Here is a 22,797-nt window from a genome sequence, read left to right on the forward strand (position 1 = left end):
GGCAGGGGTTCCCCGGCGCTTAGGAGCCAGGGGCCTGTGCCAGCCGTGCAATCCACCGCCGACATCCGAGACGCCCTCCCTCCTCAGGACACCCAGTGGCTCAGGGCCCTGAAGGCTGAAGTTCAACCCACCATCTTCAAGCAGGGCCGGGAGGTGGCGGAGTCCCGCCGCGTCTTCGGGCTTCAACGTGAAGGGGATCACATCCGCGCGCAGGTCGCCGGCTCCACGGGCGAGCGCTATGAAGTCGTGCTCGCTCTGGCGGATGGTCGAGCCACGTCCACCTGCACGTGTCGGTCGTGGAACGTCGATGGTCCCCACTGCAAGCATGTGGTGGCCGCCGCGCTCATCTACGCCGCGCGTTTCAGGCCACCGCCCCGCCCCCAGCCGGTGGTGGCCACCCCTGTCGAATCCACCGCGCCCAACGGCAACAACGAGGTGGTGGACAACGAGGTCCCCGTGGAGCCGGAAGGCCCCCCGGTGGACGCCGTCAACCTGCCAGCGCTCGCGAAGGTGGAGAGCTGGCTGGGCCTGTCCTCGCAGCCGGATTACGAGTTCTTCTACCGGCTGACAGCGGCGAACACGAACTCTGGCAGTCGCCAGTGGGTCGTGGACGTGCGGCGTCAGGACGCGCAGACCAAGGGCCCCATCCACGTCAAGCGGACCCTCCAGACGGGGGGACGCATCTCCCCGGCCGACGAGCGCGTCTTCATGGCGTTGTCCCGTCACGAGCATCGCTACGACTCGCGCATCGTCCTGTCGGACGAGGAGCTGAGCGAGGCGATGGACCTGCTGCGCCAGCGGCGGGTCATCTACCGGGGCACGGCGCTCATCAACACGGAGGTGCCCATCCGTCCGCAGATTCGGCTGGAGTCCAGGCCGGATGGCGCCACGGCGCGCATCGAGCTGCTCTTCCCGGATGGGCTGAGCTACTCGCTCAAGGACGTCATCATCCTGTCGGGCCGTCGCACCTGGGTCATCCAGGCGCAGAACCTCCACCCCGTGGAGCCCGACTTCCCGCCCCGGCTGCTGCGCAAGTGGCTGCTGGAGCCCAGCATGTCCTTCCCATCGGGACAGCTGGACCGGGTGCTGACGTTCTTCGCCGCGCACCTGCCTCGCTTCCGCATGTCGTTGAAGGCGGACGACATCGAGGTGGACGAGGCGGTGGAGCCGCACTTCGTGCTGACGCTCGAGGGCACTCCGGAGCGCGTGAAGGTGCAGCTGGCCGCTCGCTACGGGCAGACGACGGCGCCGGTGTCTCCCACGGCCACGCACCTGGGCTATGCCAGTGGCGTGGGCGGGGACAGCCGCAAGCTGTACCGCCGTCGAGAGGACCTGGAGCGCGCCGCGGGCAAGCTGCTGCTGGACCTGGGGCTGCGCTTCGAGCCGCAGGCCCAGGTGTTCGACGCGACGGGCGACGTGGCGCTGGAGTTCTGGGCGCGCGGGCTGGCCTCGTTGCCGGCGGAGTGGGAGCGCTTCGGCGTGCAGGCGCCCAAGGTGCGGCTGCGTCCGAAGCTCAAGCCGCGCATCCGCGTGGGCATGAGCGGCGTGCAGTGGTTCGACCTGGACGCCGAGTTCGTCACCGACGACCAGGCGGTGGACCTGGGCGCGGTGCGCATGTGGCTGGACTCCGGCCGCAAGTTCGTGCCGCTGAAGGACGGTTCGTTCGCCGAAGCGGACCCCGCCGAAATCAAGCGCGTGGCGGACCTGCTCGAAGAGGCGGGTGCGCTGCCGGGCCGGTCCCGCACGCGGCTGCCGTTGCATCAGGCGGTGGCGTTGGACCTGCTCGCGGACCTGGGTGAGTTCACCGAGGTGGAGGCGAAGGCCCGGCAGGCGATGCTGGAGCTTCGCGAGACGGCGGGTGTTCCGAAGGTGGCGGTGCCCGACGGGCTCCATGCCACGCTCCGGCACTATCAGGAGGCGGGCCTGTCCTGGCTCTGGTTCCTGCGCCGCCATGGCCTGTCCGGCATCCTCGCGGACGACATGGGCTTGGGCAAGACGGTGCAGTCGCTCAGCCTCCTGCAGAAGATGGCCAACGAAGAGGGGCGCAAGCCGTCGCTCGTCGTCGCGCCCACCAGCGTGCTCGCCAACTGGGAGCGCGAGGCGGAGCGCTTCACGCCGGGCCTCAAGGCCATGGTGTGGCACGGCCAGGACCGCAAGGAGCGCGCGGAGGACTTGAAGGGGATGGACCTGGTCCTCACGTCCTATGCGCTGGTGCGTCGGGACCTGGACCAGCTGTCCCAGGTGGGCTTCCGCTTCGTGATTCTGGACGAGGCGCAGAACATCAAGAACGCGGACAGCGCCACGGCGCAGGCGTGCAAGTCGCTTCCGAGCGACACGCGCCTGGCGCTCACGGGTACGCCGCTGGAGAACCGGCTGTCGGAGCTGTGGAGCATCTTCGACTTCCTCATGCCGGGCTTCCTCGGCACCGCGGACAGCTTCAGCGACAGGTACGAGCAGCCCATCCAGGTGGCGAACGACGCCTCCGCGAGGGACAGGCTGCGCCGGCGCATCCAGCCCTTCATCCTGCGTCGCCTCAAGACGGAGGTGGCCAAGGACCTGCCGCCGAAGACGGAGAGCGTCGCCTGGTGCGAGATGGAGCCGGGGCAGGCCGCCCTCTATCGCGAGGTGATGGACGAGAGCCGCCGCAAGGTGAGCGAGAGCATCGAGAAGGTCGGCTTCAAGCGCAGCCGCGTCTCGATTCTGGCCGCGCTCATGCGGCTGCGGCAGGTGTGTTGTGATCCGCGCCTGCTCAAGATGCCCCCGGGCACGCTGTTGCCGCCCAGCGCCAAGGTCGAGCGCTTCCTGGAGCTGGTGGAGGACCTGGTGGCGGAAGGCCACCGGGCCCTGGTGTTCAGCCAGTTCACGGAGATGCTGGAGCTGCTCAAGGCGGAGGCGGACAAGAAGGGCCTGCGCTACCTCTACCTGGACGGTCGCACCAAGGACCGCATGGGCAAGGTGGACGAGTACAACCGCCCGGACGGCCCGCCCCTGTTCTTCATCTCCTTGAAGGCGGGTGGCACCGGCCTCAACCTCACCGCGGCCGACTACGTCATCCACTTCGACCCGTGGTGGAACCCGGCCGTGGAGGACCAGGCCACGGACCGCACGCACCGCATCGGTCAGACGCGCGCCGTCATCAGCTACAAGCTGATTACTCGCGGCACGGTGGAGGAGAAGATCCTCTCCCTGCAGCGTCGCAAGCGAGACCTGGCCGCCGGAGTGCTCGGTGGCGAGGGCGACGAGATGGCGAGGACGCTCACGGAGTCGGACATCCAGGAGCTCTTCACCGAGAACAACTCCTGAAGTCGGAGGGGATGGTTGGGGTTCCGACGGAACCCCGCCTCCCACCCGCCCCCCATCCGTGCGGCCGGCCGGAACGCCTGTGCAGTGTCAGAGGGACCTGCTAGGGTGTTCAGTGCCAGGGCCGTCGTACGGACATTGGAGGGCGCGCGTGCTGCTGGGTCTGCGGATTTCGAACGTGGCGGTGATCGAGGAGGTGGAGGTGGCGTTCGGCGCCGGCCTCACCGTCCTCACGGGTGAGACAGGTGCGGGCAAGTCCATCCTCGTGGATTCATTGGGCTTGCTGCTGGGAGGCAGGGCGGACGCGGATGTCATCCGCGCTGGCTGCGAGGAGGCGTCCGTGGAGGGCGTCTTCGCGCGCACGCCGGTGCTGGGCGCGCGCCTGGAGGAGCTGGGCCTTCCGGACCTGGGCGAGGAGGTGCTGGTGCGCCGCGTGTTGGGGCGCACCGGAAGGGGCAAGGTCTACGTCAACGGCGCCCTCGTCACGGTGGGGGTGCTGGCCAAGCTGACGCGAGGGGCGGTGGACCTGGCGGGGCAGCACGAGCACGTCAGCCTCTTCGACTCGGGCCTGCATCGGGTGCTGCTCGACAGGTACGGGGAGGTGGAGGAGGCGCTCGCGACCTACTTCGGGGAGTACTCCGCGCTGCGGGAGGTGGACGCGCGCATGGACGCCCTGGGTGGAGACGAGGCGAAGGTGCGGGATCGCGCGGAGTTCCTGCGCTTCCAGCTCGACGAAATCGCGCGCATCGACCCGGAGCCCGGCGAGGACGTGAAGCTGGACGCCGAGCGCAAGCGCCTGTCGAGCGCGGAGAAGCTCAGGCGCCTGGGCGCCGAGGCGGAGCTGCTCGTGGCCGGGGAAGAGGCCTCCGCGCTGGAGACGGTGGGCCGCGCCCTGGGGCTGGTGCACGACGCGGTGAAGTGCGACGCGACGCTTTCGCCGGTGGCCCAGTCGCTGAGCACGGCCCTGTCGGAGCTGGAGGAGGCGCACCGGCGGCTCAACCGGTACGTGGAGGGGCTGGAGTCGGACCCGACGCGGCTGGCGGACGTGGACGAGCGGCTGGATGGCCTCAAGCGGCTGTGCCGCAAGCACGGCGCCAACCTGGAGGGCGTGCTGAAGAAGCGCGGCGAAATCGAGGCCGAGCTGGGCACGCTGGAGAACCGCCAGGAGGTGCTGGAGGAGCTGGCCACGGAGCGGCGCAAGGTGGAGGAGCGGGCGCGCAAGGCGGCCAGGGCGCTGTCGAAGGCTCGCACGACGAGCGCGGTGGAGTTCTCCGCGCAGGTACGCGAGGGCCTGGGGCACCTGGCCATGGGCAAGGCGGCCTTCGAGGTGCGCGTGACGCCCGGGGACACGCTGCGTCCGGACGGCCTGGACGAGGTGGAGTTCTTCTTCAGCGCGAACCCCGGCGAGCCGGCGAGGCCCCTGGCGAAGGTGGCCTCGGGCGGCGAGGCGAGCCGGCTGCTCCTGGCCCTGAAGCGGGCCCTGGCGGGCAGCGACGCGTGTGGCTGCTACGTGCTGGATGAGGCCGACGCGGGCGTCAGCGGCGCGATTGCCGACGTGGTGGGGCGGATGATCAAGGAGGTGAGCGGTCACCGTCAGGTGCTCTGCATCACCCATCTGCCCCAGGTGGCGGCCTACGCGGACGCCCATCTGCTCATCCGCAAGGCAGTGAAGGCGGAGCGAACCGTCTCCCAGGTGACTGTTCTGGCGGCGGGCGCGGACCGCACGCGAGAGCTGGCCCGGATGATGTCCGGCATGGAGGTGACGCGGGAGGCGCTGGGGGCCGCTGAGGCTCTGGTGCGCTCGGCCCACCGTTCCCTGGGGGCGCCGAGGACCCGCAGGGAGTCCGGACCCGAGGGCGGACCCCGTGGCCGCCTCCGAAGATTGGCTTGACGCACTGCAAGGTCATCCGTGTCCTTGCCCCATCGGTGGGTCTCACATAGCATCATTGGTGTGTCCAACACCGCAGGGCTGACCGCGGCCTCCCGCCTCAAAGTCGTTTCCGCTGGCCTGACGGACGTCGGGCGGAAACGCAATCACAACGAGGACAGTTTCCTCATCGACGATGAGCTGCAGCTCTACGTCGTGGCGGATGGAATGGGCGGCCATGCCGGCGGCGGTACCGCGTCGCGCATCGCCGTCGAGACCATCGACAAGGAGCTCAGACGGGCTCGGGAGGGCAAGGACAACCCATTCTTGTCCGTGCCGAACCTCCAGGACTCACCGATACCAGAGGCCCTGCGCACGGCCGTGGAGAAGGCGTGTCTCGCCATCTACACGGCGGCGCAGGAAGACCCACGGCTGTCGGGCATGGGCACCACGGTGATTTCGCTCGTGGTGCGCGAGGAGCACGCCTTCTTCGCCCACGTGGGCGACAGCCGCGCGTACCTCATCCGAGGCGACCTCATCCAGCAGATCTCCGAGGACCACTCGCTGGTCAACGAGCAGATCAAGGCCGGGATGATTACGCCGGAGGAGGCCAAGCACTCCCGATACAAGAACATCATCACCCGCTCGGTGGGCTTCGAAGAGGAAGTCCAGGTGGACGTGATGGGGCTCGTCTCGGAGCCCGGCGACGTGTTCCTGCTGTGCTCGGACGGCCTCGCCAACATGCTCGAGGACCGCGAAATCCACGAGGTGGTGGCCCAGGCCCAGCGCTTCGAGGACGTGCCCAAGCGCCTCGTCGACTTCGCCAACGAGCGCGGCGGCGACGACAACATCACCGTCATCGTGGTGCGGGTCGCCCCCTGAGGTACCCGGCCCCGGGGCCGACAAACACCGCGTCAGGTCACTGTTGACCTTGACACTCTTGGAAACTGAATGGTAGCTGCCCAAACGTTTCCAATCCGGGCAGACGTCGCCCGGAGACGAAGTCGGCGGGGTGTGGCGGTGGGGGGAGGTGTTGGGCGACACGGAGCGACTTAGCTTCTGGCGCCGGATGTCCCACGCAAGCAGGGAGCTGTCCCGTGGCGAAAAAGTCCTTCACGTTGATGGTGATCCCGGACCATGACGCGCCGGTGAAGCGGTACACCATCCAACGCTCGTTCCTGATGCAGGTGGGGATGGGGTTGATGCTGGTGGTGGGACTGAGCGCGGGTGCGAGCATCCACTACTTCCAGGTGGCGGCGGACGCCTCCGAGAACCGCATCCTCCGCGAGGAGAACCTGACGCTGCGCTCGCAGCTCAAGTCGGTGCGGGAGCGAATCGAGCACATCGGCTCCACGTTGGATCGGGTGGAGCGTTTCGACCAGAAGCTCCGGGCGATGACGTTGCTGTCGGATCCGCAGCGCAACCTGGCGATGGGCCCCACGGAGCCTGAGCGGGTGCCCGCGACGGACACCCAGTTCACCCAGCTGACCACGACGGAGACGCCCAAGCTGCTGATGGGCCGCCTGGACAAGCTGAGCGCGGAGGCCACCCGTCAGGAGCAGAGCCTCCAGGAACTGCAGGCGTACTTCCAGGACCAGAAGTCGCTGCTGGCCTCCACGCCGTCTGTCTGGCCCGCCCGGGGTTGGGTGACGAGCGACTTCGGTCAGCGCGTGGACCCGTACACCGCCGACCGCGTCATGCACGCGGGTCTCGACATCGCCGCGCCCCACGGGAAGGAAGTCTTCTCTCCGTCGGACGGCACGGTGGTGTTCGCGGGCCTGGAGGGTGGCTACGGCAACGTCATCGTCGTGGACCACGGCTACGGCATCAAGACGCGCTACGGCCACCTGGCGAAGATGCTGGTGAAGGCTGGAGACCGGGTGAAGCGCGGCGCGCTCATCGCCGCGGTGGGCAACACCGGCCGCTCCACCGGACCGCACCTGCACTACGAGGTCCGCGTCAACGGCATCCCCCAGAACCCGCGCAAGTTCATCCTCGAGGAGTAGTCCTCGGGGTGAGGAGTGCCTCCCGAGCCCGGCTCGGGAGGGTGGTTGTCCCAGGGATGTCGGGCCTGCTGGCTCGCCCCTGGGAGGTTTGGCTTCCCTTCTTCAGCGAGAGAGCGTGGCGGGCCCCGGGATGGAGGCGTCCAGCCGGAGCCGTCGCTGCTGGAGTCCGTCCGCGCGTCCGCTGCGCTGCATGACGTGAGCGCGCTCCAGCTCCGCCCAGAGCAGGGGCCCCAGCACCTGCCAGTGCGAGGGCGAGTCCACCGTCACCTCCAGCAGGCTCACCGTCCATCTCAGTGCCTCCGTGTCGGGCGTGCCCTCGGGGAGCACCCGACGCACGTCGCGGGAGAGGCGCTCGTGGGTGGGGCCCGCCAGGTCCGCGCTCACGGTGAGCTGTGAGGTGGGCACCAGCAGCGCGGCGAAGGCGTCCGGGTGCAGGCGAATCACCTTGGCGCCCGGGTACTGCGCGGCGAGCGACTCCACGGTGGCGCGCAGAATCGCGTCGCCGATGGCGAAGCCGAAGCGGGCGTTGAGGGAGATCATCTCCTTCACGTCCGCGATGACGGCGCCCACGCGCCAGCCGTCGTGGTGCGCGTGCGTGGACAAGTCGTACTCCTCCTTCAGGAGGCTGCCCTGGGTGAGGGCGGGGACCTGGAGCGCGCCCGTCTTCGGGTCCGGGTGGCCTCGGCGGGCCTGCTCGGCCTGGAGGAGCACCTCGACGGCGGCCTGCACGGGCGCCTGGGGGCTGCGGGTCAGCACCCAGGGGTGGAGGGCGATGAGGGCGGTGGCGGTGGCGTCGTCGAGCGGGTAGGGCATCTGACTCGCATCTCTAGCGCGTCGCGCGGCCCCGCGCAGGGGCTTCCCGTCAGCGCAGTCGGTGGGCCGTCACCGTCACTTCATCCCGGTCATGGTAGAGCTGCCGGACGGTGAGGCCCTCCCAGCCGCCCTCCTCCACGAGCGTGTGTCGCACGCGCAAGAGGACGGGGTTCTTGTCCTTCATGGGCAGCTTGATGTTGGCGACGAGGTGGCTCGCCCAGCCCCGGCGCCCCCACTTGGCCAGCAGCTGGGCCACCTCCAGCGGACGCCACGCCATGTCGCAGAAGAGCCAGTCGGCGCTCTCCTCGGGGGCGTAGGAGAAGGCGCTCTCCTGGATGTGCTTCACCCGGCCATTCGCGGCCAGCTCGGGCATCAGCTTCGCCGGGTCCACCGCCACCACCTTGGCGCCCCGGGCCACCAGTCGCTGCGTCCACCCTCCGGGCGCGGCGCCCAGGTCCACGCAGACGTCGCCCCGGCCCGGCTCGAAGGCCAGTCCGTCCAGCGCTTCCTCCAGCTTCATCGCGGCGCGAGAAGGGGACTCGACCTCCCGGCGCATCCGCCGCCGCCCACCGGGGGCCAGCGACAGCGCCTCCCGCGCGGAGACGGCGCCCACGGCCGTCACGCCGTCGGGGGCCACGCACAGCGTCACCAGCCGTGCGCCGGACTCCCGGGCGCGCTCCGCGTCCTCGAGCAGCCGCTCCGCTGGCAGTCGCGCGCGCACCGCCGCCTCCAGGGCCTCCGCGGAGGCAGCCAGCGTGTTGCCCCGGGGACTGTCGGGAGTGAAGGACTGGAGGACCCAGGGGCCCGCTCCAGGCAGGGCGAGGATGGCTCGGGCCGCCGCGTCGGCGTGGGCCTCGGGGGTGCCAGGAGGGAGCGAGGCGACGACCCGCCAGGCGGCGCGCGCGAAGGCGGGGACCAGCCCGGGCTGCGAGTCGCTCTCCACCAGGGCTTCGCCGAGCAGGCGAGGGGCCATGCCCGCCCAGGCCAGCTCCTCGAAGAGGTGGGGCTCGAAGCCGGCCCGGCAGGTCCACAGCCAGCGCCCCGCCTGGGGTGGCTGCGTCTGTGCGGGCATGGGGGGAATGCGCGCCCTCGGTGGGGCGGGGGGCGGGGGCGGCGCGGTGCGTGCAGGGGCCTTCCCGCCCTGGGCGGGGGAGGGCTTGCGGTGGGGAGGCGGCGCCGGGCGGCCAGGGCGAGGAGCGGACTTCGAGGGGGTGCCCCGGGCAGGCCGGCGGCGGGGATTTCGCGGAGGGGACATTGCGTGGGCTCCGTTCCGCTTTACTCTGAACCGATGCGCGCTGGGCAACCGGCCGAGAGGAAGTTTCAAGAGGCGCGCGTGGTTTCCCACCAAGCCTCCCTTACATCTCCAGGGATTTCCCTTCACTCGCCGCCGTCCTTCGAGGATTCTCCGGCCGCGAGAGAGTCAACGAATGATCGAATGGACGCTGAAGAAGCTCATCGGGACCAAGAATGAGCGCGAGCTCAAGAAGGCCCGCGAGAAGGTCATCCGCATCAACGAGCTGGAGAGCCGGATGCGGGCCCTCAAGGACGAGGACTTTCCTGCCGAGACGGCTCGGCTGAAGCAGGAGATTCAGAACGGGAGGCCGCTCGACAGCATGCTCTTCGAGGCCTTCGCGCTCATCCGTGAAGGCGCGCGCCGCGAAATCGGCCAGCGTCACTATGACGTCCAGCTCATCGGCGGCATGTTCCTGCACGAGGGGTGCATCGCGGAGATGCGCACCGGTGAAGGCAAGACGCTGACGGCCACCCTGCCTTGCTACCTCAACGCCCTGTCCGGGCGCGGGGTGCACGTGGTGACGGTGAACGACTACCTCGCCCGCCGCGACGCGGAGTGGATGGGGCGCGTCTACAAGTTCATGGGCATGACGACGGGCTGCGTGCTCCACGAGCTGTCGGACAAGCAGCGCCAGGAAGCGTACCGCTCGGACATCACCTACGGGCAGAACAACGAGTTCGGCTTCGACTACCTGCGCGACAACATGAAGTTCCGCTTGCAGGACTACGTCCAGCGCGAGCTGAACTACGCGATTGTCGACGAGGTGGACTCCATCCTCATCGACGAGGCCCGCACCCCGCTCATCATCTCCGGTCCCACCGAGGACAGCACGGACAAGTACTACCGGGTGGACCAGGTCATCCCCGGCCTCGTCCCGGACCAGGACTTCACCCTGGACGAGAAGCACCGCTCGGTGTCCCTGACGGACGACGGAATCGAAAAGCTGCAGAAGCGGCTGAGCGTGTCGAACCTCTACGACCCGGGCGAAATCGAGACGCTCCACCACGTCGAGCAGGGCCTGCGCGCGCACACGCTCTACAAGCGCGACAAGGACTACGTGGTGAAGGACGGCGAGGTCGTCATCGTCGACGAGTTCACCGGTCGCCAGATGCCGGGCCGCCGCTGGTCCGACGGCCTCCACCAGGCGATTGAAGCCAAGGAGGGCGTGAAGATCGAGAACGAGAACCAGACGCTGGCGACCATCTCGTTCCAGAACTACTTCCGCATGTACACCAAGCTGTCCGGCATGACGGGCACCGCGGACACGGAGGCGGAGGAGTTCGCGAAGATCTACAACCTGGACGTCCGCGTCATCCCGACCAACCGCACCAACGTCCGCAAGGACCAGCAGGACGTGGTCTACAAGACGGAGCGCGAGAAGTTCGAGGCCGTCGCCGCGCAGATTGAAGAGCTGCACAAGAACGGGCAGCCGGTGCTGGTGGGCACGGTGTCCATCGCCAAGAGCGAGGTGGTCGCCAACTTCCTGAAGAAGCGTGGCGTCCCCCACAACGTCCTCAACGCCAAGCAGCACCAGCGCGAGGCGGACATCGTCGCGCAGGCGGGCCGCAAGGGCGCCGTCACCATCTCCACCAACATGGCCGGCCGTGGAACGGACATCCTCCTGGGCGGCAACGCGGAGGTGCTCGCCAAGGCCTCCGTGGGCCCCGCGCCGGAGGCCCCCGCGCCCCTGCCTCCCCCGGCGGATGGCGCCGCGCCGCAGGTGGACCCGATGGTGGCCTACCAGCAGGAGCTGGCCGACTGGGAGCAGCGCCTGGTCGCCGCGCAGGCCAAGCTGGAGACGGAGACGAAGCAGGAGCGCGAGGAGGTGATGAAGGCCGGCGGCCTGTTCATCATCGGCACCGAGCGCCACGAGTCGCGCCGCGTGGACAACCAGCTGCGCGGCCGCGCCGGTCGCCAGGGTGACCCGGGCGCCAGCCGGTTCTTCCTCTCGCTCGAGGATGACCTGATGCGCATCTTCGGCTCGGAGCGCATCCAGGGCCTCATGGAGCGGCTGGGCATGGAGGAGGGCGAGGTCATCGAGCACATCTGGCTGTCCCGCGCGATTGAAGGGGCCCAGAAGCGTGTCGAGGGACACAACTTCGACATCCGCAAGAACCTGCTCGAGTACGACGACGTGATGAACCAGCAGCGGCGCACCATCTACAAGCTGCGTCGTCAGGTGCTGGCCGCGGGCGCGGGCGTGCCCCTGGTGGAGTTCACCGAGGACGCGAAGACGCGCGTGAAGAGCCGCTCCGAGCGGATGGTGAGCTGGGCGGACTTCAAGGAGATGGTCCTGGACGCGCTGGAGGACGTCATCGTCTCCACCGTGGACACGTACGCGCCCACCAAGGGCTCGGACGGGTGGGACCTGGACGCCCTGTCGAAGAACGTGAAGGAGACGTTCGACCTGGAGATGGGCTTCGAGGGCGTCGGCAACCGCGACGAGCTCCAGGACCACATCTACAAGGCGGCGGAGAAGGTCTTCCGCACCCGGGACGAGGAGTTCGGCGAGAACTTCCTGCGCTTCCTCCAGTACAACTACCTGGCGACCATCGACCGGCTCTGGAAGGAGCACCTGCTGGGCATGGACCACCTGCGCCAGGGCATCGGCCTGCGTGGCTACGGCCAGAAGGACCCGAAGCAGGAGTACAAGCGCGAGGGCTACCAGGGCTTCATCCAGACCCTGTCCGCCATCAAGGCGCAGTTCGTCTCGCAGCTCATGCGCGTGCAGCCCCGCTCCGCCACCAGCGCGGAGGAAGAGGCCGTCCGCATCCAGCGCCAGCTGGCCCAGCAGCAGCGCAAGGCGGTGGAAGGCCGTGGCACGGCGGAGGGCAAGCTGGACGAGGCCTCCGTGGCCGAGGCGGCCCGTACGCCGGCCGCCCAGCAGGGCCCCCGCGTGGGCCGCAATGACCCCTGCCCCTGCGGCAGCGGGCGCAAATACAAGAAGTGCCACGGCGCGGCGGAAGCCAGCGTCTAGTCGGCCCTTCTCGGGGACGTCAGGAGTAGGGCGCCGGCGCGGCGTCGTCCGGGGTTGTCGGACGGCGGGCCGCGCCGGTCCTCTTTCCCGCGCTCGGGTCAGCCCCCGGGGCCCTGGAATGGGGGCCAGGAGGGCAGGGGAGCGAGCACGAGCCTTCTTCCCACCACGGGCGGTGAGGCGAAGCTTGCGCCGTCGGGAAGGGTTCTGTTAAGGACCCCCCGCCTCGTAGTCTGGGGCCGGGGGTGTTGACCCCGAGTCGTACCCACTTCACACACGCCCGTGCCGGTCGCCGGTGCTCCCGTGAGTGGAGGACTCCTCCGAAAAGAGGGGACCTCACTTCGGAAGTCACGGCCGGAGCAACACCCGGGTGTGGCGGAATAACCGGAGAAACACCATGTCGATCGACACGCAGGAAACGCAGACGCAGCAGCAGGCCATGGCCGCCGCCGGCGGCATCACGATGCGGCAGCTCCTGGAGGCCGGCGTTCACTTCGGCCACCAGACGAAGCGCTGGAACCCGAAGATGAAGCCCTACATCTTCGGTGCCCGTAACGGCATCTACATCATCGACCTGCAGAAGACGGTCTCCATGGCCCGTTCGGCGTTCCGCTTCGTGGCGGACGTGACGGCCCGTGGCGGCACGGTGCTGTTCGTCGGCACCAAGAAGCAGGCGCAGGACGTCATCCGCGAGGAGGCCGCTCGCGCCGGTCAGTACTTCGTCACCAGCCGTTGGCTGGGTGGCACGCTGACCAACTTCAAGACCATCAAGCAGGGCATCGACCGGCTGAAGACGCTGGAGAAGATGGCCGAGGATGGGACGTTCGACCGCCTGCCCAAGAAGGAAGTCGCCTCCCTGGAGCGCGAGCGCGAGAAGCTCGAGAAGAACCTGGGCGGCGTGAAGGAGATGTCGAAGCTGCCCCGCTGCGTCTTCATCATCGACCCGAAGAAGGAGCACATCGCCATCCACGAGTCGACCCGCCTGGGTATCCCCGTGATTGGCCTGGTCGACACGAACTGCGATCCGGACGGCATCGACTTCGTGATTCCCGGCAACGACGACGCCATCCGCTCCATCAAGCTCTTCACCTCGAAGATCGCCGAGGCCTGCATCGAGGGCGCCGCCCGTTACCGCGCCTCGGGCGCGGCGGAGCGCGACGAGCAGGAGGAGCGTGAGGGCCGTGATGACCGCCGTGATCGTGACGACCGCCGTGGCCCGCGCCGTGACAACCGGGATCGCCGTGGTGGCGACCGCGGTGGTGACCGTGGCGGCGAGCGCCGTGGCCCGCTCGTGGAGATGAAGGGCGCGCCGGTCGTGGCCGAGCAGCCCGCGGCCGAGCCTGTCGCCGCCGAGGGTGGCGAGGCGGCGAAGGAGTAGTCGCCTCCCGCTGTACCTCAGGTTTCGTGGCGGCCGGGTGGCGCATCAGAATGCCTGCGACCCGGCCGTCACTGTTTTCTGGCTGTAGCGGTATCCCCTTGAACCCCGATGCTCCGCCCGGCGCCTGGCGCCCTCGTGACGGTGGAGACAGGAGCCGAACATGGCCGAAATCACGGCCCAGATGGTGAAGGAACTGCGCGAGCGGACCAACGCGCCCATGATGGATTGCAAGAAGGCGCTCACCGAGACCGGTGGCGACTTCGTCAAGGCCGAGGAGTGGCTGCGCAAGAAGGGCATCTCCAAGGCGGCGGGCAAGGAAGGTCGCGTCGCGGCCGAGGGCCTCGTCGGCACGTACGTCCACGGCGGCCGTATCGGCGTGCTGGTGGAGGTCAACTGCGAGACGGACTTCGTCGCTCGCAACCCCGACTTCCAGGAGCTGGTGAAGGAAGTGGCGATGCAGATCGCCGCGGCCAGCCCCAAGTTCGTCCGCCGCGAGGAAGTCCCGACGGACAACATGGACAAGGAGCGCGAGATTCAGCGCGACCTGCTCAAGCAGCAGGGCAAGCCCGAGGCGATGCTGGACAAGATCCTCGTCGGGAAGATGGAGAAGTTCTACGAGCAGGTCTGCCTCGTGGACCAGCTCTGGGTGAAGGACGACAAGAAGAAGTTCGGTGACATGATCACCGAGCGCGCCGCGAAGATTGGCGAGAAGGTCTCCGTGCGCCGCTTCGTCCGGTTCGAGGTGGGTGAGGGCATCGAGAAGAAGAAGGACGACCTCGCCGCCGAAGTCGCCAAGACGCTGGGCCAGGGCTGAGCCACCTCGTGGCCCTCCCCGGGCCATGAAGGGCTTGCTGTCGGGCCTCGAGGGCCGCGCGCTCCGTACCCCCTAGGGGGGCGGGGGACGCGGCCCTCGCCTTTGCGGGCCCTCGAGGCCCCTCCGGGCGATTGGCATTGGACGATGTGAGCAGGGGTGTCCGACTCGGGCGTTGATATGGCGGCAGGCGGGGGATAGAAGCGGACGCGCATGTCCTCCGACACGACCCAACCGCTCCGCTTCAAGCGCATCCTCCTCAAGCTCTCGGGTGAGGCCCTGATGGGAGAAGGGAAGTACGGCATCCACCCACCCACGCTCAGTGGCATCGCCGACGAGGTCATCAAGCTCGCGGCGGCCGGCGTGGAGGTGGCCCTCGTCCTTGGCGGAGGCAACATCTTCCGCGGCGTGGCGGGCGCGACGGAGGGAATGGACCGGGCCAGCGCCGACTACATGGGCATGCTGGCCACGTGCATCAACTCCATGGCCATGCAGGACGCGCTGGAGAAGAAGGGCCTGCACACGCGCGTGCTGTCCGCCATCAAGATGGAGCAGATCGCCGAGCCCTACATCCGCCGGCGCGCGGTGCGCCACCTGGAGAAGGGGCGGGTGGTGATTTTCGCCGCGGGCACGGGCAATCCGTACTTCACGACGGACACAGCCGCGTCGCTGCGCGCCATGGAAATCAACGCCCAGGTCATCCTCAAGGCGACGAAGGTGGACGGCATCTACAACGCGGATCCGAAGAAGGACCCGACGGCGCGCCGCTACCGCACGCTGACGTACATGGACGTGTTGAAGCAGAACCTCAACGTGATGGACTCCACGGCCATCTCGCTGTGCATGGACAACAAGCTGCCCATCATCGTCTTCGACCTCACCGTGCCGGGAAACATCCAGCGCGCGGTGCTGGGGGGCGGAGAGATTGGTACCGTCGTGGGCGGTAACGAGACGGTCTGGGCCTGACCTCTCGCATTCATCCCGACTCGTGTTCAAGGAGAGCTCGCATATGAGCGGAGACATCGTCGTCGAATTGAAGGGCCGTATCGACAAGACGCTCGAGGACCTCAAGAGGGAGCTGACGAAGGTGCGCACCGGGCGCGCCAACATCAACATCCTCGACAACATCCGCGTGGACTACTACGGCACGCCGACCCCGCTGTCCGGCGTGGCCAGCGTCAGCTCCCCGGAGCCCCGGCTCATCATCATCAAGCCGTGGGAGAAGACCGTCCTGAAGGAAATCGAGAAGGCCCTGCGCGAGGCCAACCTCGGCGTCCAACCCATGAATGACGGGGAGCTGATTCGCCTGCCCTTCCCGCCGCTCACCGAGGAGCGCCGCAAGGACATCGCCAAGCAGGTGAAGACGAAGGGCGAGGACCACAAGGTCTCCATTCGCAACATCCGCCGTGACGCCAACGAGGCGCTCAAGGTGCAGTTGAAGGACAAGAAGATCACCGAGGACGACCACAAGCGCATCTCCGAGAAGGTCCAGAAGGAGACTGACGGCGGCGTGACCCAGGTGGATGAGATCATCAAGAAGAAGGAGAAGGAGGTCATGGAGGTCTGATGGCCTTCGTGCTCCTCGCCGAACCCGCCGCTCCGGTGGCGGGTGTCTTGCGCCGGTTCCTCGAGGGAGCCGGCCACGAAGTGAGTTGGGTGGCCAGCGCGGACGAGGCGCAGCGCGTCTCGCGAGAGCGGCCACCCTCGGTGGTCCTGGCCTCCGGGCTGGGGCCGCTGGATGGAGAGGCGCTGTGCCGGAGCCTGCGTGCCCAGGGGCTCCAAGTCCCGGTGCTGCTGGTGTACCCGCCGGACGAGGAACAGGCCGACGAGCGTGCCACCCAGGCCGGCGCGGACGGCAGCCTGGTGGGGCCCCTCAAGCGCGCCACCGTCCTGACGTGTGTCTCGCTCCTGGTGCAACGCGAGGAGGCCCGGCGCGTCGCCGTGGCGCCTTCCGTGCCCGTGCCGCCCCCAGCTCCGGTGGTGGAGCCCGAGGCCCGACGCGTCACCCGGCCGGAGCCGTCTTCGTCCACGGGCGGCACGTCGGCGGATTTCGAGTTCCTCAAGCGGCTGATGCTGATGGAGGTGAAGCGCAGCCGGCGCTACCGCTATCCCATCGCCCTGCTGATGGTGGAGGTGGACCGCTTCACGGAGCGCGCCGCGGCGCTGTCACCCATGGCGAGACGGGGCGCGCTGGCGGAGACGCTGGGCCTGCTGGTGGAGGGCGTGCGCGACATCGACGTGGCGGTGCCCTTCGCGGACAGCCGCTTCGTCGTCTTCCTGCCGCACACGCCTCGCTCGGGTGCGCGGGTGGTGGCGGAGCGCCTGCGGGAGAAGCTGAAGGCCGTCCAGGGCCTGCCCCCTGGCACCGCCTCCGTGGGCGTGGCCGTGTCCGAGCCGCCCGCCGGCAACAAGAGCGCGCCGCCGGGCGCCCCGGGGCAGCAGGTCAGCTTCGGCGGGCTCTTGAAGGACGCGGGAGACGCGCTACGGCGCGCGCAGGCGGCCGGAGGTGACTGGGTGGAAGTGGCCCACGATGCCGCCAGCCGGACTCAGGACGGGTAGACGAAGTCCACGTCGCTGATGTCGTGCACGACGTCGGCGACGAAGCGGAACAGCTCCAGGCCCCGCCCCTTGTCGTCGTTCCAGGTGCCACGGGCTTCGTCGTAGCTGAAGTGGATGCCCTGGCCTCGTCCCGCCACCCAGATCTGCTTCACGGCGCGCTGGGTGTTGACGATGCACTTCTCCCGGGAGCGGGCGGTGAGGGTGAGCATGTCACCCGTGCTCTCCGCCTCCAGGAGGTCTGGGTCAATGGCGTCCGCGGCGGCAATCATCCGCTTGAACACCGTGGCCACGAGCTGATTGTAACGGGCTTCGTCCATCATGGCCGCGCGGGCCTCACTGGATGACGTCGAGCACCGGCTGGCCGGGGGCCGCGTAGAACAGGAACTTGAAGTGCGGCGGCGTCTCGCTCTCGACGCGCTCCAAGGCGATGACGGTGCCCGGGTTGACCGACTTGGGGAAGGACTGCATCCCCGTCAAGTGAGCCGCCAGGGCGCCCATGGACGGCTGGTGGCCGACCAGGACGAGGTTCTCGTCCGCGTGCTCGGCCAGCACCGAATCCACCGTGCCCACCGGCATGTCCGGCAGCAGGCAGCGATGCGCCCGGAGCAGCCCCTCGTGCTTCGTCGCGAAGGACAGAATCTGCGACGTCTGTACCGTGCGAACCAGCGGGCTGGTCAGGATGAGTCCAATGGGGCCCATGCGCTCGGCCAGCGATGCGAAGTGCGCGGCGGTGTTCAGCCGAGCCTTCGCTGTGAGCGCGCGCGCCTCGTCACCGAGACCCTCGGGGATCTCAGCGTCCGCATCGGCGTGCCTAACCAGGAAAATCCTCAAAGTCCCTCCAACGGTACGACAGGACCGCGGTTCGTACATGACCGCGGGCGGGTTGGTCAAAGGTAATGCGGCGATTGTTCAGTGGCCGCAACAACCCCAGCATGGCAGACAGGAGTTGGTCGCCCTCCTCCGCATGCGTCCGCGCAGCATACAGCGGGGACTGACGTGCCGTGTCTCTCAGGAAGGTGTGTGGATGCGCAAGTCGCTCTGGGTCCTGGTCGGGCTGTTGGCCTTCTCGGGCTGTAAGAAGGATGGGGCCACGGGTAGCGATGCACCCGGGGTGGCGGATGGTGGTGGTGCCGCCGGCCTGGAGACCGAGGAGGCGACCGGCGCGGGGCCCTATGTGGTGACGCCCGAGAAGCTGACGGCCTACGTGGACTACCAGCGGCGGATGCTGGAGGTGTACGGCTCGCAGGTGAAGGGGCTCCAGGGGCTGGGCGCGCTGGTGGACGCGGGCACGCCGGAGGCGATGGCGGAGGTGCGCGCGGGCCTCAAGGTGGTGGAGGCGAAGGCCAAGGCGGAGTCGGAGGCGCGCGCGCGGGCGGGGCTGAGCGTGCGCGACGTCAACGGGCTGGCCGAAGTGGTGACGGCCGTCATCAGCCAGCGGCAGCTCGGGCGCACGCTCCAGTACGAGGAGGAGCTTCGGAAGCTGGAGGAACTGCAGGAGAAGCTTCCGCCCGAGCAGCGCCAGGAGCTGGCGGCGCAGGTGGCCTCCATGCGCCAGCAGGTGGAGTCGTTCCAGAAGCTGACGGACGTGCGGCGCGACTACGGCGACGCCAACGTGGACGTGGTCCTCACGCGCGAGGACGAGCTGATGAAGAACTACCAGGAGATGCTGCGAGTCTTCACCGGCACGCGCCGGTGAAGACCCGGGAAGGCGGTGCGCCTCAGACGCGCTTGAGGTGCGGAGCCTTCTTGAGCAGCTGCGCCAGGTAGAGGTCGGCGACCTTCTCCATCACCGTGTTGCCGCGCAGGCGCTGGTTCAGGTTGACGAAGTCCACCTGGTCCAGCCGCTGGTCCTGGTTGTAGCAGGAGAACACCCACGTCTCCTTGCCGGTGCGCGGGTCCACGTGCCGCTGGAGGCACTGGGCGCAGATCTCCTTCATCATGCACTGCATCGGCGAGTTGATGGAGCCGATGGCCTCGTGCTCGGGCTTCAGGTACGGCTGGAGCACCTTGTGCCGGGCCTCGGCCACCGCGCGCATCATCCGGTCCGAGCCGATGGCGATGATGCGGTCGACCTCCGACAGCGGGATGAGGCCGGGCGTGGCGAGCTTGCCCTCGGCGTAGGCCACCATGGCCTGCACCACGTTGCCTCGGAAGGCGGAGTCCTGCGGACGGCGCGGCTCAATCAAGTCACCGCTGTCCACGGACCACACAATCTGGTCCGTGCCGGCCTCGATTTCGTCGTGCTTGAAGGAGTCCGACTTGAGGCGGTAGGCGGCGAAGTAGACGACGCGGCAACCCGCGGCCTTGAGCGAGCGCGCGATGGAGAAGAGCACCGCGTTGCCCAGGCCACCACCCACGAGCACCACCGTCTCGTTGTGGCCAATCTCCGTGGGAGCGCCGGTGGGGCCCATCAGCACCACGGACTCGCCCGGGGTGAGCGCGGCGCACAGGCGCGACGAGGAGCCCATCTCCAGGACGATGGTGCCCATCAGCCCCTTCTCCTTGTCCACCCACGCGCCGGTGAGGGCCAGGCCCTCCATGGTCAGGCGCATGCCGTCGACGACGGGCGCGTTCCGCTCGAAGTTCTGGAGCCGGTAGAACTGGCCGGGCTGGAAGTGGCTGGCCGCGAAGGGCGCCTTCACCACCACCTCCACGATTGTCGGAGTCAGGCGCGTGACGGACACCACGGTGGCGTTGAACGCCGCGTCCAGCTTCGCGAAGTGCGCGGCGCGCATTTCCTCGCGACGGGCCTGGGCGACCTCGTCGTCGAAGTCGAGCGTCGCCACTTCCTTCGCGTACAGGCGCGCCACCTCCGAGTAGCCATCCTTCGCGCTGGCCATGGCCTTCACCACGTTGCCCGCGTACGTCGGGTGGTTGTCTCCGTAGAAGGAGATGAAGCGCCCGTCCTTCGCGTACGACGTGAAGAAGCCCACCTTGGAGTCCAGGTCCTCGCTGGCCTCCACGGCCTCCAGCGTGAAGCCCTGCTCACCGTCCACCAGGGAGTAGCCCTGGAAGTAGTCGCCGCCCTCGTCGAGCTTGAAGGTGCCCGGGTACTCGCGCTCGTACGTGACGTTGGGCGAGGTGCCGGCGGCCACGCACACGGTGCGCGCGGGCAGCTCGAAGAACTGGCCGCTGCCCTTGAGCTTGCCGTCCACCGTCACCATGCGCTCGAAGCGCAGCGCTCGCACCGCGCCCGTCTCGTCCTGCAGCGCCTCCACCGGGCTCATGCGCTCGATGAAGCGGATGCCTTCCTCCAGCGCCTTGGACACCTCCTCGTGGTTGAGGCGGTAGGCGGGGGACTCGGTGAGGCCGCGGCGGTAGGCCAGGCTGACGCCGCCCCACGCTCGCACCAGCTTGATGAAGTCCGGGGTGCGGCCTTCCACCTTCGCCTGCTCGCGCTCGGCGCGCACCGCGCGGCCGTGCTCCAGGAAGGTCTGGTAGGTTCCGCGCTCCTCGGCGTCCAGCCTCGCGAGGATGGCCTCGTCGCCCAGCTCCGCGGAAAGCTTCTCGTGGCGGGCGAGCGCCTTCTCCACCTGCACCGGGTAGTACGCCATCAGCTCCGTGGCGGTGTCGACGCCAGTGAGGCCGCCGCCGATGACGATGGCGGGCAGCTGCACCTGGAGGTTCGCCAGCGAGTCCTTCTTGAAGGCGCCCGTGAGCTGGAGCGACATGAGGAAGTCGCTCGCCTTGCGGATGCCCCGGATGAGGTTGTTCTTCATCCCGATGATGGTGGGACGCCCGGCGCCCGCGGCGATGGCGATGTGGTCGAAGCCCAGCTCCCACGCGTCCTCGATGGTGAGCGTGCCACCGAAGCGCACGCCGCCGTGGATGCGGAAGCCCTCGCGGCGCGCCAGCGTCAGGTGGATGAGCGTGAGGAAGTTCTTGTCCCAGCGCACGGTGATTCCGTACTCGGACACGCCGCCGAAGCCCTCCAGCACGCGCTCATCCAGCTCGCGCGTGAGCCCACGCCAGTCGCGGATGGGCTTGAGGGCGTGGCCATTGCGGCCGGCAAGCTCGTCGGAGAACGGCTCGATCTTGAGGCCGTCCATGCCGGTGACGCCGAAGCCCTCGTTGAGCAGGTAGTGCGACAGCGTGTAGCCGGCGGGGCCCAGGCCCACCACCAGCACGTTGCGCCCCACGTAGGGCAGCGCGTACGGACGGCGGATGTTGAGCGGGTTCCAGCGCGTGAGCAGCCCGTAGATTTCAAAGCCCCAGGGCAGCTCCAGCACGTCCGTCAGCGAGGCCGTCTCCGCCAGCGGGATGTTCACCGGCTCCTGCTTCTGGAAGATGCACGCCTTCATGCAGTCATTGCAGATGCGGTGGCCGGTGCCGGGGCACATCGGGTTGTCGAGCGTGATGACCGCCAGCGCCGCGAGCGAGTCGCCCTCGCGCTTGAGCAGGTGCGCCTCGGAGATGCGCTCGTCGAGCGGACAGCCCGTGAGGGGGATGCCCAGCGGGTTCTTCTTGTAGCTGTGGCCCTCGGCGACCTTGTCCTTCGCGGGGAAGCCCTTGGAGCAGGAGTCCTTCTGGCGCTCGTGGCAGAGCACGCAGTAGTCCACCTCGTTCATCACGTCGCGCGAGGTGCCTCGGCGGTCGGTGAGCTTGAAGCCGTCGCGGTGGCGGAGGTGGTGATGCAGGCCCTCGGTGGCCTCGGGCAGCTCGGCGTCCGGACGCTGGAGCTGCACCAACTGGTCGAACACCAGCGGCTTGGGCACGCGGTGGGTGGGCCAGGTGTGGAACTGGTCCTTGGTCTCCGGGTGCAGCGCGCGCGCGTACGTCCAGCGGTCCGCCAGGGACAGCAGCGCGCGGACGGCCAGGAGCTCCGCGGCGTCATCACCCTGGGTGACGAGGCTGGAGCCGAAGGCCTCGCGACCTTCCTGCGTGGCCGTCAGCGAGGCGCGCAGCGCGGACCAACGGGCGCGCAGGGCCTCCGCCTTCGCCTGCTCCTCCGCGGGCAGGTTGCCGGAGAACAGGCGCTCCAGCTCCATGAGGCTGAGGACGGACTCGGCGAGGCCGCGCTCGAAGTCGCCCAGGGAGAGCGCCTCCGGGAAGCCGAGCTGGAGCAGCAGCCGCATGCGGCCATCCAGCGAAGGGAACTCGGCCAGCGCCGGACGGTCCGGAGCGCCCTTCTTGAAAACGCGGCGGGTGATGAACTCGCGCTTGAAGTCGAAGAGGGGCAGCTCCCCCTTCAGGTGGCCCCTCTGCCGCTCCAGCTCCTGGTCGACGCGGAAGAGCCGGGAGACGAAGCGCGACGTGTGCCGGGCCACGCGCACCAGCAGGTCCGACTCGGCGGGGCCGGTGAGGCTGGTGCCTCCGGACTTGCGGTAGGCGTCGAAGGTCTTGAAGAGCTCGGGCTCGTCCTCGGCGAGCCGCGCGTCGAAGCTCTGGGCCAGCCGACGCAGTCCGCGCGGACGGTAGAGGTCTTCGAAAGTGAAGCCCGGCAGACCCAGTTGAAGGGAGGGGCCAGGGTCAGAGGGCAGGTCGGTCAGGGCGCGCATATCACTGAAGGTGTAGGAGGAACCCGGAGCAACGGCTCGCGTGCGGGGCCTATTTCGCGGTGAGCCGCCCGGAAAGCAAGCGGCCTCGCGACGCCGCGTGAATCCAGGCGATGGGAGGGAGTGACTCTGCTGGAGTTGTAACGCGGAGGCCCGACGCCAGCCTCCCTGTCAGCCTCGGTCCTTGGGGCGGGAACTCCCGCCTGGGGTACGACGGCACACCGCGGCATGTGTTGAGGTGCCCGCACAGGGGCGTGGCTGTGTGCTGACTGCCCTGAATTTCCACGGGGGCCGTGTTTC

Annotated in this window: 16 protein-coding genes; 11 read left to right on the forward strand and 5 right to left on the reverse strand. The window is 68.6% G+C overall.

Translation table 11 applies throughout. The features are described from left to right. Positions 1-36 precede the first annotated feature (36 nt). From ACN469_RS16585 to ACN469_RS16600, 4 genes are all read left to right on the forward strand, one after another. Positions 37-3,303 carry a DEAD/DEAH box helicase gene (locus ACN469_RS16585; protein WP_498769006.1) on the forward strand — a complete coding sequence of 1,089 codons (3,267 nt, stop codon included), beginning with the start codon at positions 37-39 and terminating at the stop codon, positions 3,301-3,303. A gap of 148 nt (positions 3,304-3,451) precedes the next feature. Continuing rightward, positions 3,452-5,191, forward strand: coding sequence for a DNA repair protein RecN (gene recN / locus ACN469_RS16590; protein WP_498769008.1), 1,740 nt, complete (start codon positions 3,452-3,454; stop codon positions 5,189-5,191). A 60-nt stretch (positions 5,192-5,251) separates the two neighbouring features. Further along, positions 5,252-6,049, forward strand: a complete 798-nt coding sequence (locus ACN469_RS16595; RefSeq protein ID WP_498769010.1) for a Stp1/IreP family PP2C-type Ser/Thr phosphatase — start codon at positions 5,252-5,254, stop codon at positions 6,047-6,049. Positions 6,050-6,264: 215 nt separating this feature from the next. Beyond that, positions 6,265-7,173 (forward strand): M23 family metallopeptidase, encoded by a 909-nt coding sequence (locus ACN469_RS16600; protein ID WP_498769012.1) that lies wholly within the window; start codon positions 6,265-6,267, stop codon positions 7,171-7,173. A gap of 102 nt (positions 7,174-7,275) precedes the next feature. Here ACN469_RS16600 and ACN469_RS16605 read toward each other — a convergent pair whose 3' ends face one another. Together ACN469_RS16605 and rlmM are read right to left on the reverse strand one after the other, a co-directional pair. Continuing rightward, positions 7,276-7,986: a nucleotidyl cyclase domain-containing protein gene (locus ACN469_RS16605; protein ID WP_498769014.1), complete on the reverse strand. Its 711-nt coding sequence runs from the start codon at positions 7,984-7,986 to the stop codon at positions 7,276-7,278. 49 nt (positions 7,987-8,035) lie between these two features. Then, the gene (rlmM, locus tag ACN469_RS16610) at positions 8,036-9,058 is read right to left on the reverse strand and encodes a 23S rRNA (cytidine(2498)-2'-O)-methyltransferase RlmM (RefSeq protein ID WP_498769016.1); all 1,023 of its coding nucleotides are present in this window, start codon (positions 9,056-9,058) and stop codon (positions 8,036-8,038) included. A 355-nt stretch (positions 9,059-9,413) separates the two neighbouring features. Between rlmM and secA the strand changes: the two genes are divergently transcribed. The 6 genes from secA to ACN469_RS16640 all read left to right on the forward strand — a co-directional run bounded on the left by secA (position 9,414) and on the right by ACN469_RS16640 (position 17,002). Continuing rightward, the gene (secA, locus tag ACN469_RS16615) at positions 9,414-12,257 is read left to right on the forward strand and encodes a preprotein translocase subunit SecA (protein WP_498769018.1); all 2,844 of its coding nucleotides are present in this window, start codon (positions 9,414-9,416) and stop codon (positions 12,255-12,257) included. A gap of 436 nt (positions 12,258-12,693) precedes the next feature. Continuing rightward, positions 12,694-13,632 (forward strand): 30S ribosomal protein S2, encoded by a 939-nt coding sequence (gene rpsB / locus ACN469_RS16620; protein WP_498769178.1) that lies wholly within the window; start codon positions 12,694-12,696, stop codon positions 13,630-13,632. Between the two features lie 160 nt (positions 13,633-13,792). After that, entirely contained in the window at positions 13,793-14,446 is a 654-nt protein-coding gene (gene tsf, locus ACN469_RS16625; protein ID WP_498769020.1) for a translation elongation factor Ts, read from the forward strand. 210 nt (positions 14,447-14,656) lie between these two features. Continuing rightward, a complete protein-coding gene (pyrH, locus tag ACN469_RS16630; protein ID WP_498769022.1) occupies positions 14,657-15,409 on the forward strand; it encodes a UMP kinase in 753 nt (250 codons plus the stop codon). Between the two features lie 43 nt (positions 15,410-15,452). Continuing rightward, entirely contained in the window at positions 15,453-16,010 is a 558-nt protein-coding gene (gene frr / locus ACN469_RS16635; RefSeq protein WP_498769024.1) for a ribosome recycling factor, read from the forward strand. Beyond that, positions 16,010-17,002 carry a diguanylate cyclase gene (locus ACN469_RS16640; protein WP_498769026.1) on the forward strand — a complete coding sequence of 331 codons (993 nt, stop codon included), beginning with the start codon at positions 16,010-16,012 and terminating at the stop codon, positions 17,000-17,002. The genes frr and ACN469_RS16640 overlap by 1 nt, the downstream gene beginning before the upstream one ends. On the opposite strand, the gene cyaY is transcribed toward ACN469_RS16640, so the two are convergent. Together cyaY and ACN469_RS16650 are read right to left on the reverse strand one after the other, a co-directional pair. Continuing rightward, positions 16,990-17,322: an iron donor protein CyaY gene (gene cyaY, locus ACN469_RS16645; RefSeq protein WP_498769027.1), complete on the reverse strand. Its 333-nt coding sequence runs from the start codon at positions 17,320-17,322 to the stop codon at positions 16,990-16,992. The two genes, ACN469_RS16640 and cyaY, sit on opposite strands and share 13 nt — an antisense overlap. 13 nt (positions 17,323-17,335) lie before the next feature. Continuing rightward, positions 17,336-17,833 carry a SixA phosphatase family protein gene (locus ACN469_RS16650; protein WP_498769029.1) on the reverse strand — a complete coding sequence of 166 codons (498 nt, stop codon included), beginning with the start codon at positions 17,831-17,833 and terminating at the stop codon, positions 17,336-17,338. A 193-nt stretch (positions 17,834-18,026) separates the two neighbouring features. Here ACN469_RS16650 and ACN469_RS16655 point away from each other — a divergent pair, with 193 nt between their 5' ends. Further along, on the forward strand, positions 18,027-18,698 hold the full coding sequence (locus tag ACN469_RS16655) for a hypothetical protein (RefSeq protein ID WP_498769031.1): 672 nt from the start codon (positions 18,027-18,029) through the stop codon (positions 18,696-18,698). A 22-nt stretch (positions 18,699-18,720) separates the two neighbouring features. Here the strand turns inward: ACN469_RS16655 and ACN469_RS16660 are convergent, their stop codons facing one another. Beyond that, on the reverse strand, positions 18,721-22,500 hold the full coding sequence (locus ACN469_RS16660; RefSeq protein WP_498769033.1) for an FAD-dependent oxidoreductase: 3,780 nt from the start codon (positions 22,498-22,500) through the stop codon (positions 18,721-18,723). Between the last annotated feature and the right edge of the window lie 297 nt (positions 22,501-22,797).

This window comes from Corallococcus terminator, from assembly GCF_049194865.1.
GTDB lineage: Bacteria > Myxococcota > Myxococcia > Myxococcales > Myxococcaceae > Myxococcus > Myxococcus terminator_A.

Excerpts from the sequence above, each read along its gene's own strand:
- ACN469_RS16605 (WP_498769014.1), bottom strand. The coding sequence starts at position 7,986 with ATGCCCTACCCGCTCGACGACGCCACCGCCACCGCCCTCATCGCCCTC.
- rlmM (WP_498769016.1), bottom strand. The coding sequence starts at position 9,058 with ATGCCCGCACAGACGCAGCCACCCCAGGCGGGGCGCTGGCTGTGGACC.
- secA (WP_498769018.1), top strand. The coding sequence starts at position 9,414 with ATGATCGAATGGACGCTGAAGAAGCTCATCGGGACCAAGAATGAGCGC.
- rpsB (WP_498769178.1), top strand. The coding sequence starts at position 12,694 with ATGGCCGCCGCCGGCGGCATCACGATGCGGCAGCTCCTGGAGGCCGGC.
- tsf (WP_498769020.1), top strand. The coding sequence starts at position 13,793 with ATGGCCGAAATCACGGCCCAGATGGTGAAGGAACTGCGCGAGCGGACC.
- pyrH (WP_498769022.1), top strand. The coding sequence starts at position 14,657 with ATGTCCTCCGACACGACCCAACCGCTCCGCTTCAAGCGCATCCTCCTC.
- frr (WP_498769024.1), top strand. The coding sequence starts at position 15,453 with ATGAGCGGAGACATCGTCGTCGAATTGAAGGGCCGTATCGACAAGACG.
- ACN469_RS16640 (WP_498769026.1), top strand. The coding sequence starts at position 16,010 with ATGGCCTTCGTGCTCCTCGCCGAACCCGCCGCTCCGGTGGCGGGTGTC.
- cyaY (WP_498769027.1), bottom strand. The coding sequence starts at position 17,322 with ATGATGGACGAAGCCCGTTACAATCAGCTCGTGGCCACGGTGTTCAAG.
- ACN469_RS16655 (WP_498769031.1), top strand. The coding sequence starts at position 18,027 with ATGCGCAAGTCGCTCTGGGTCCTGGTCGGGCTGTTGGCCTTCTCGGGC.
- ACN469_RS16660 (WP_498769033.1), bottom strand. The coding sequence starts at position 22,500 with ATGCGCGCCCTGACCGACCTGCCCTCTGACCCTGGCCCCTCCCTTCAA.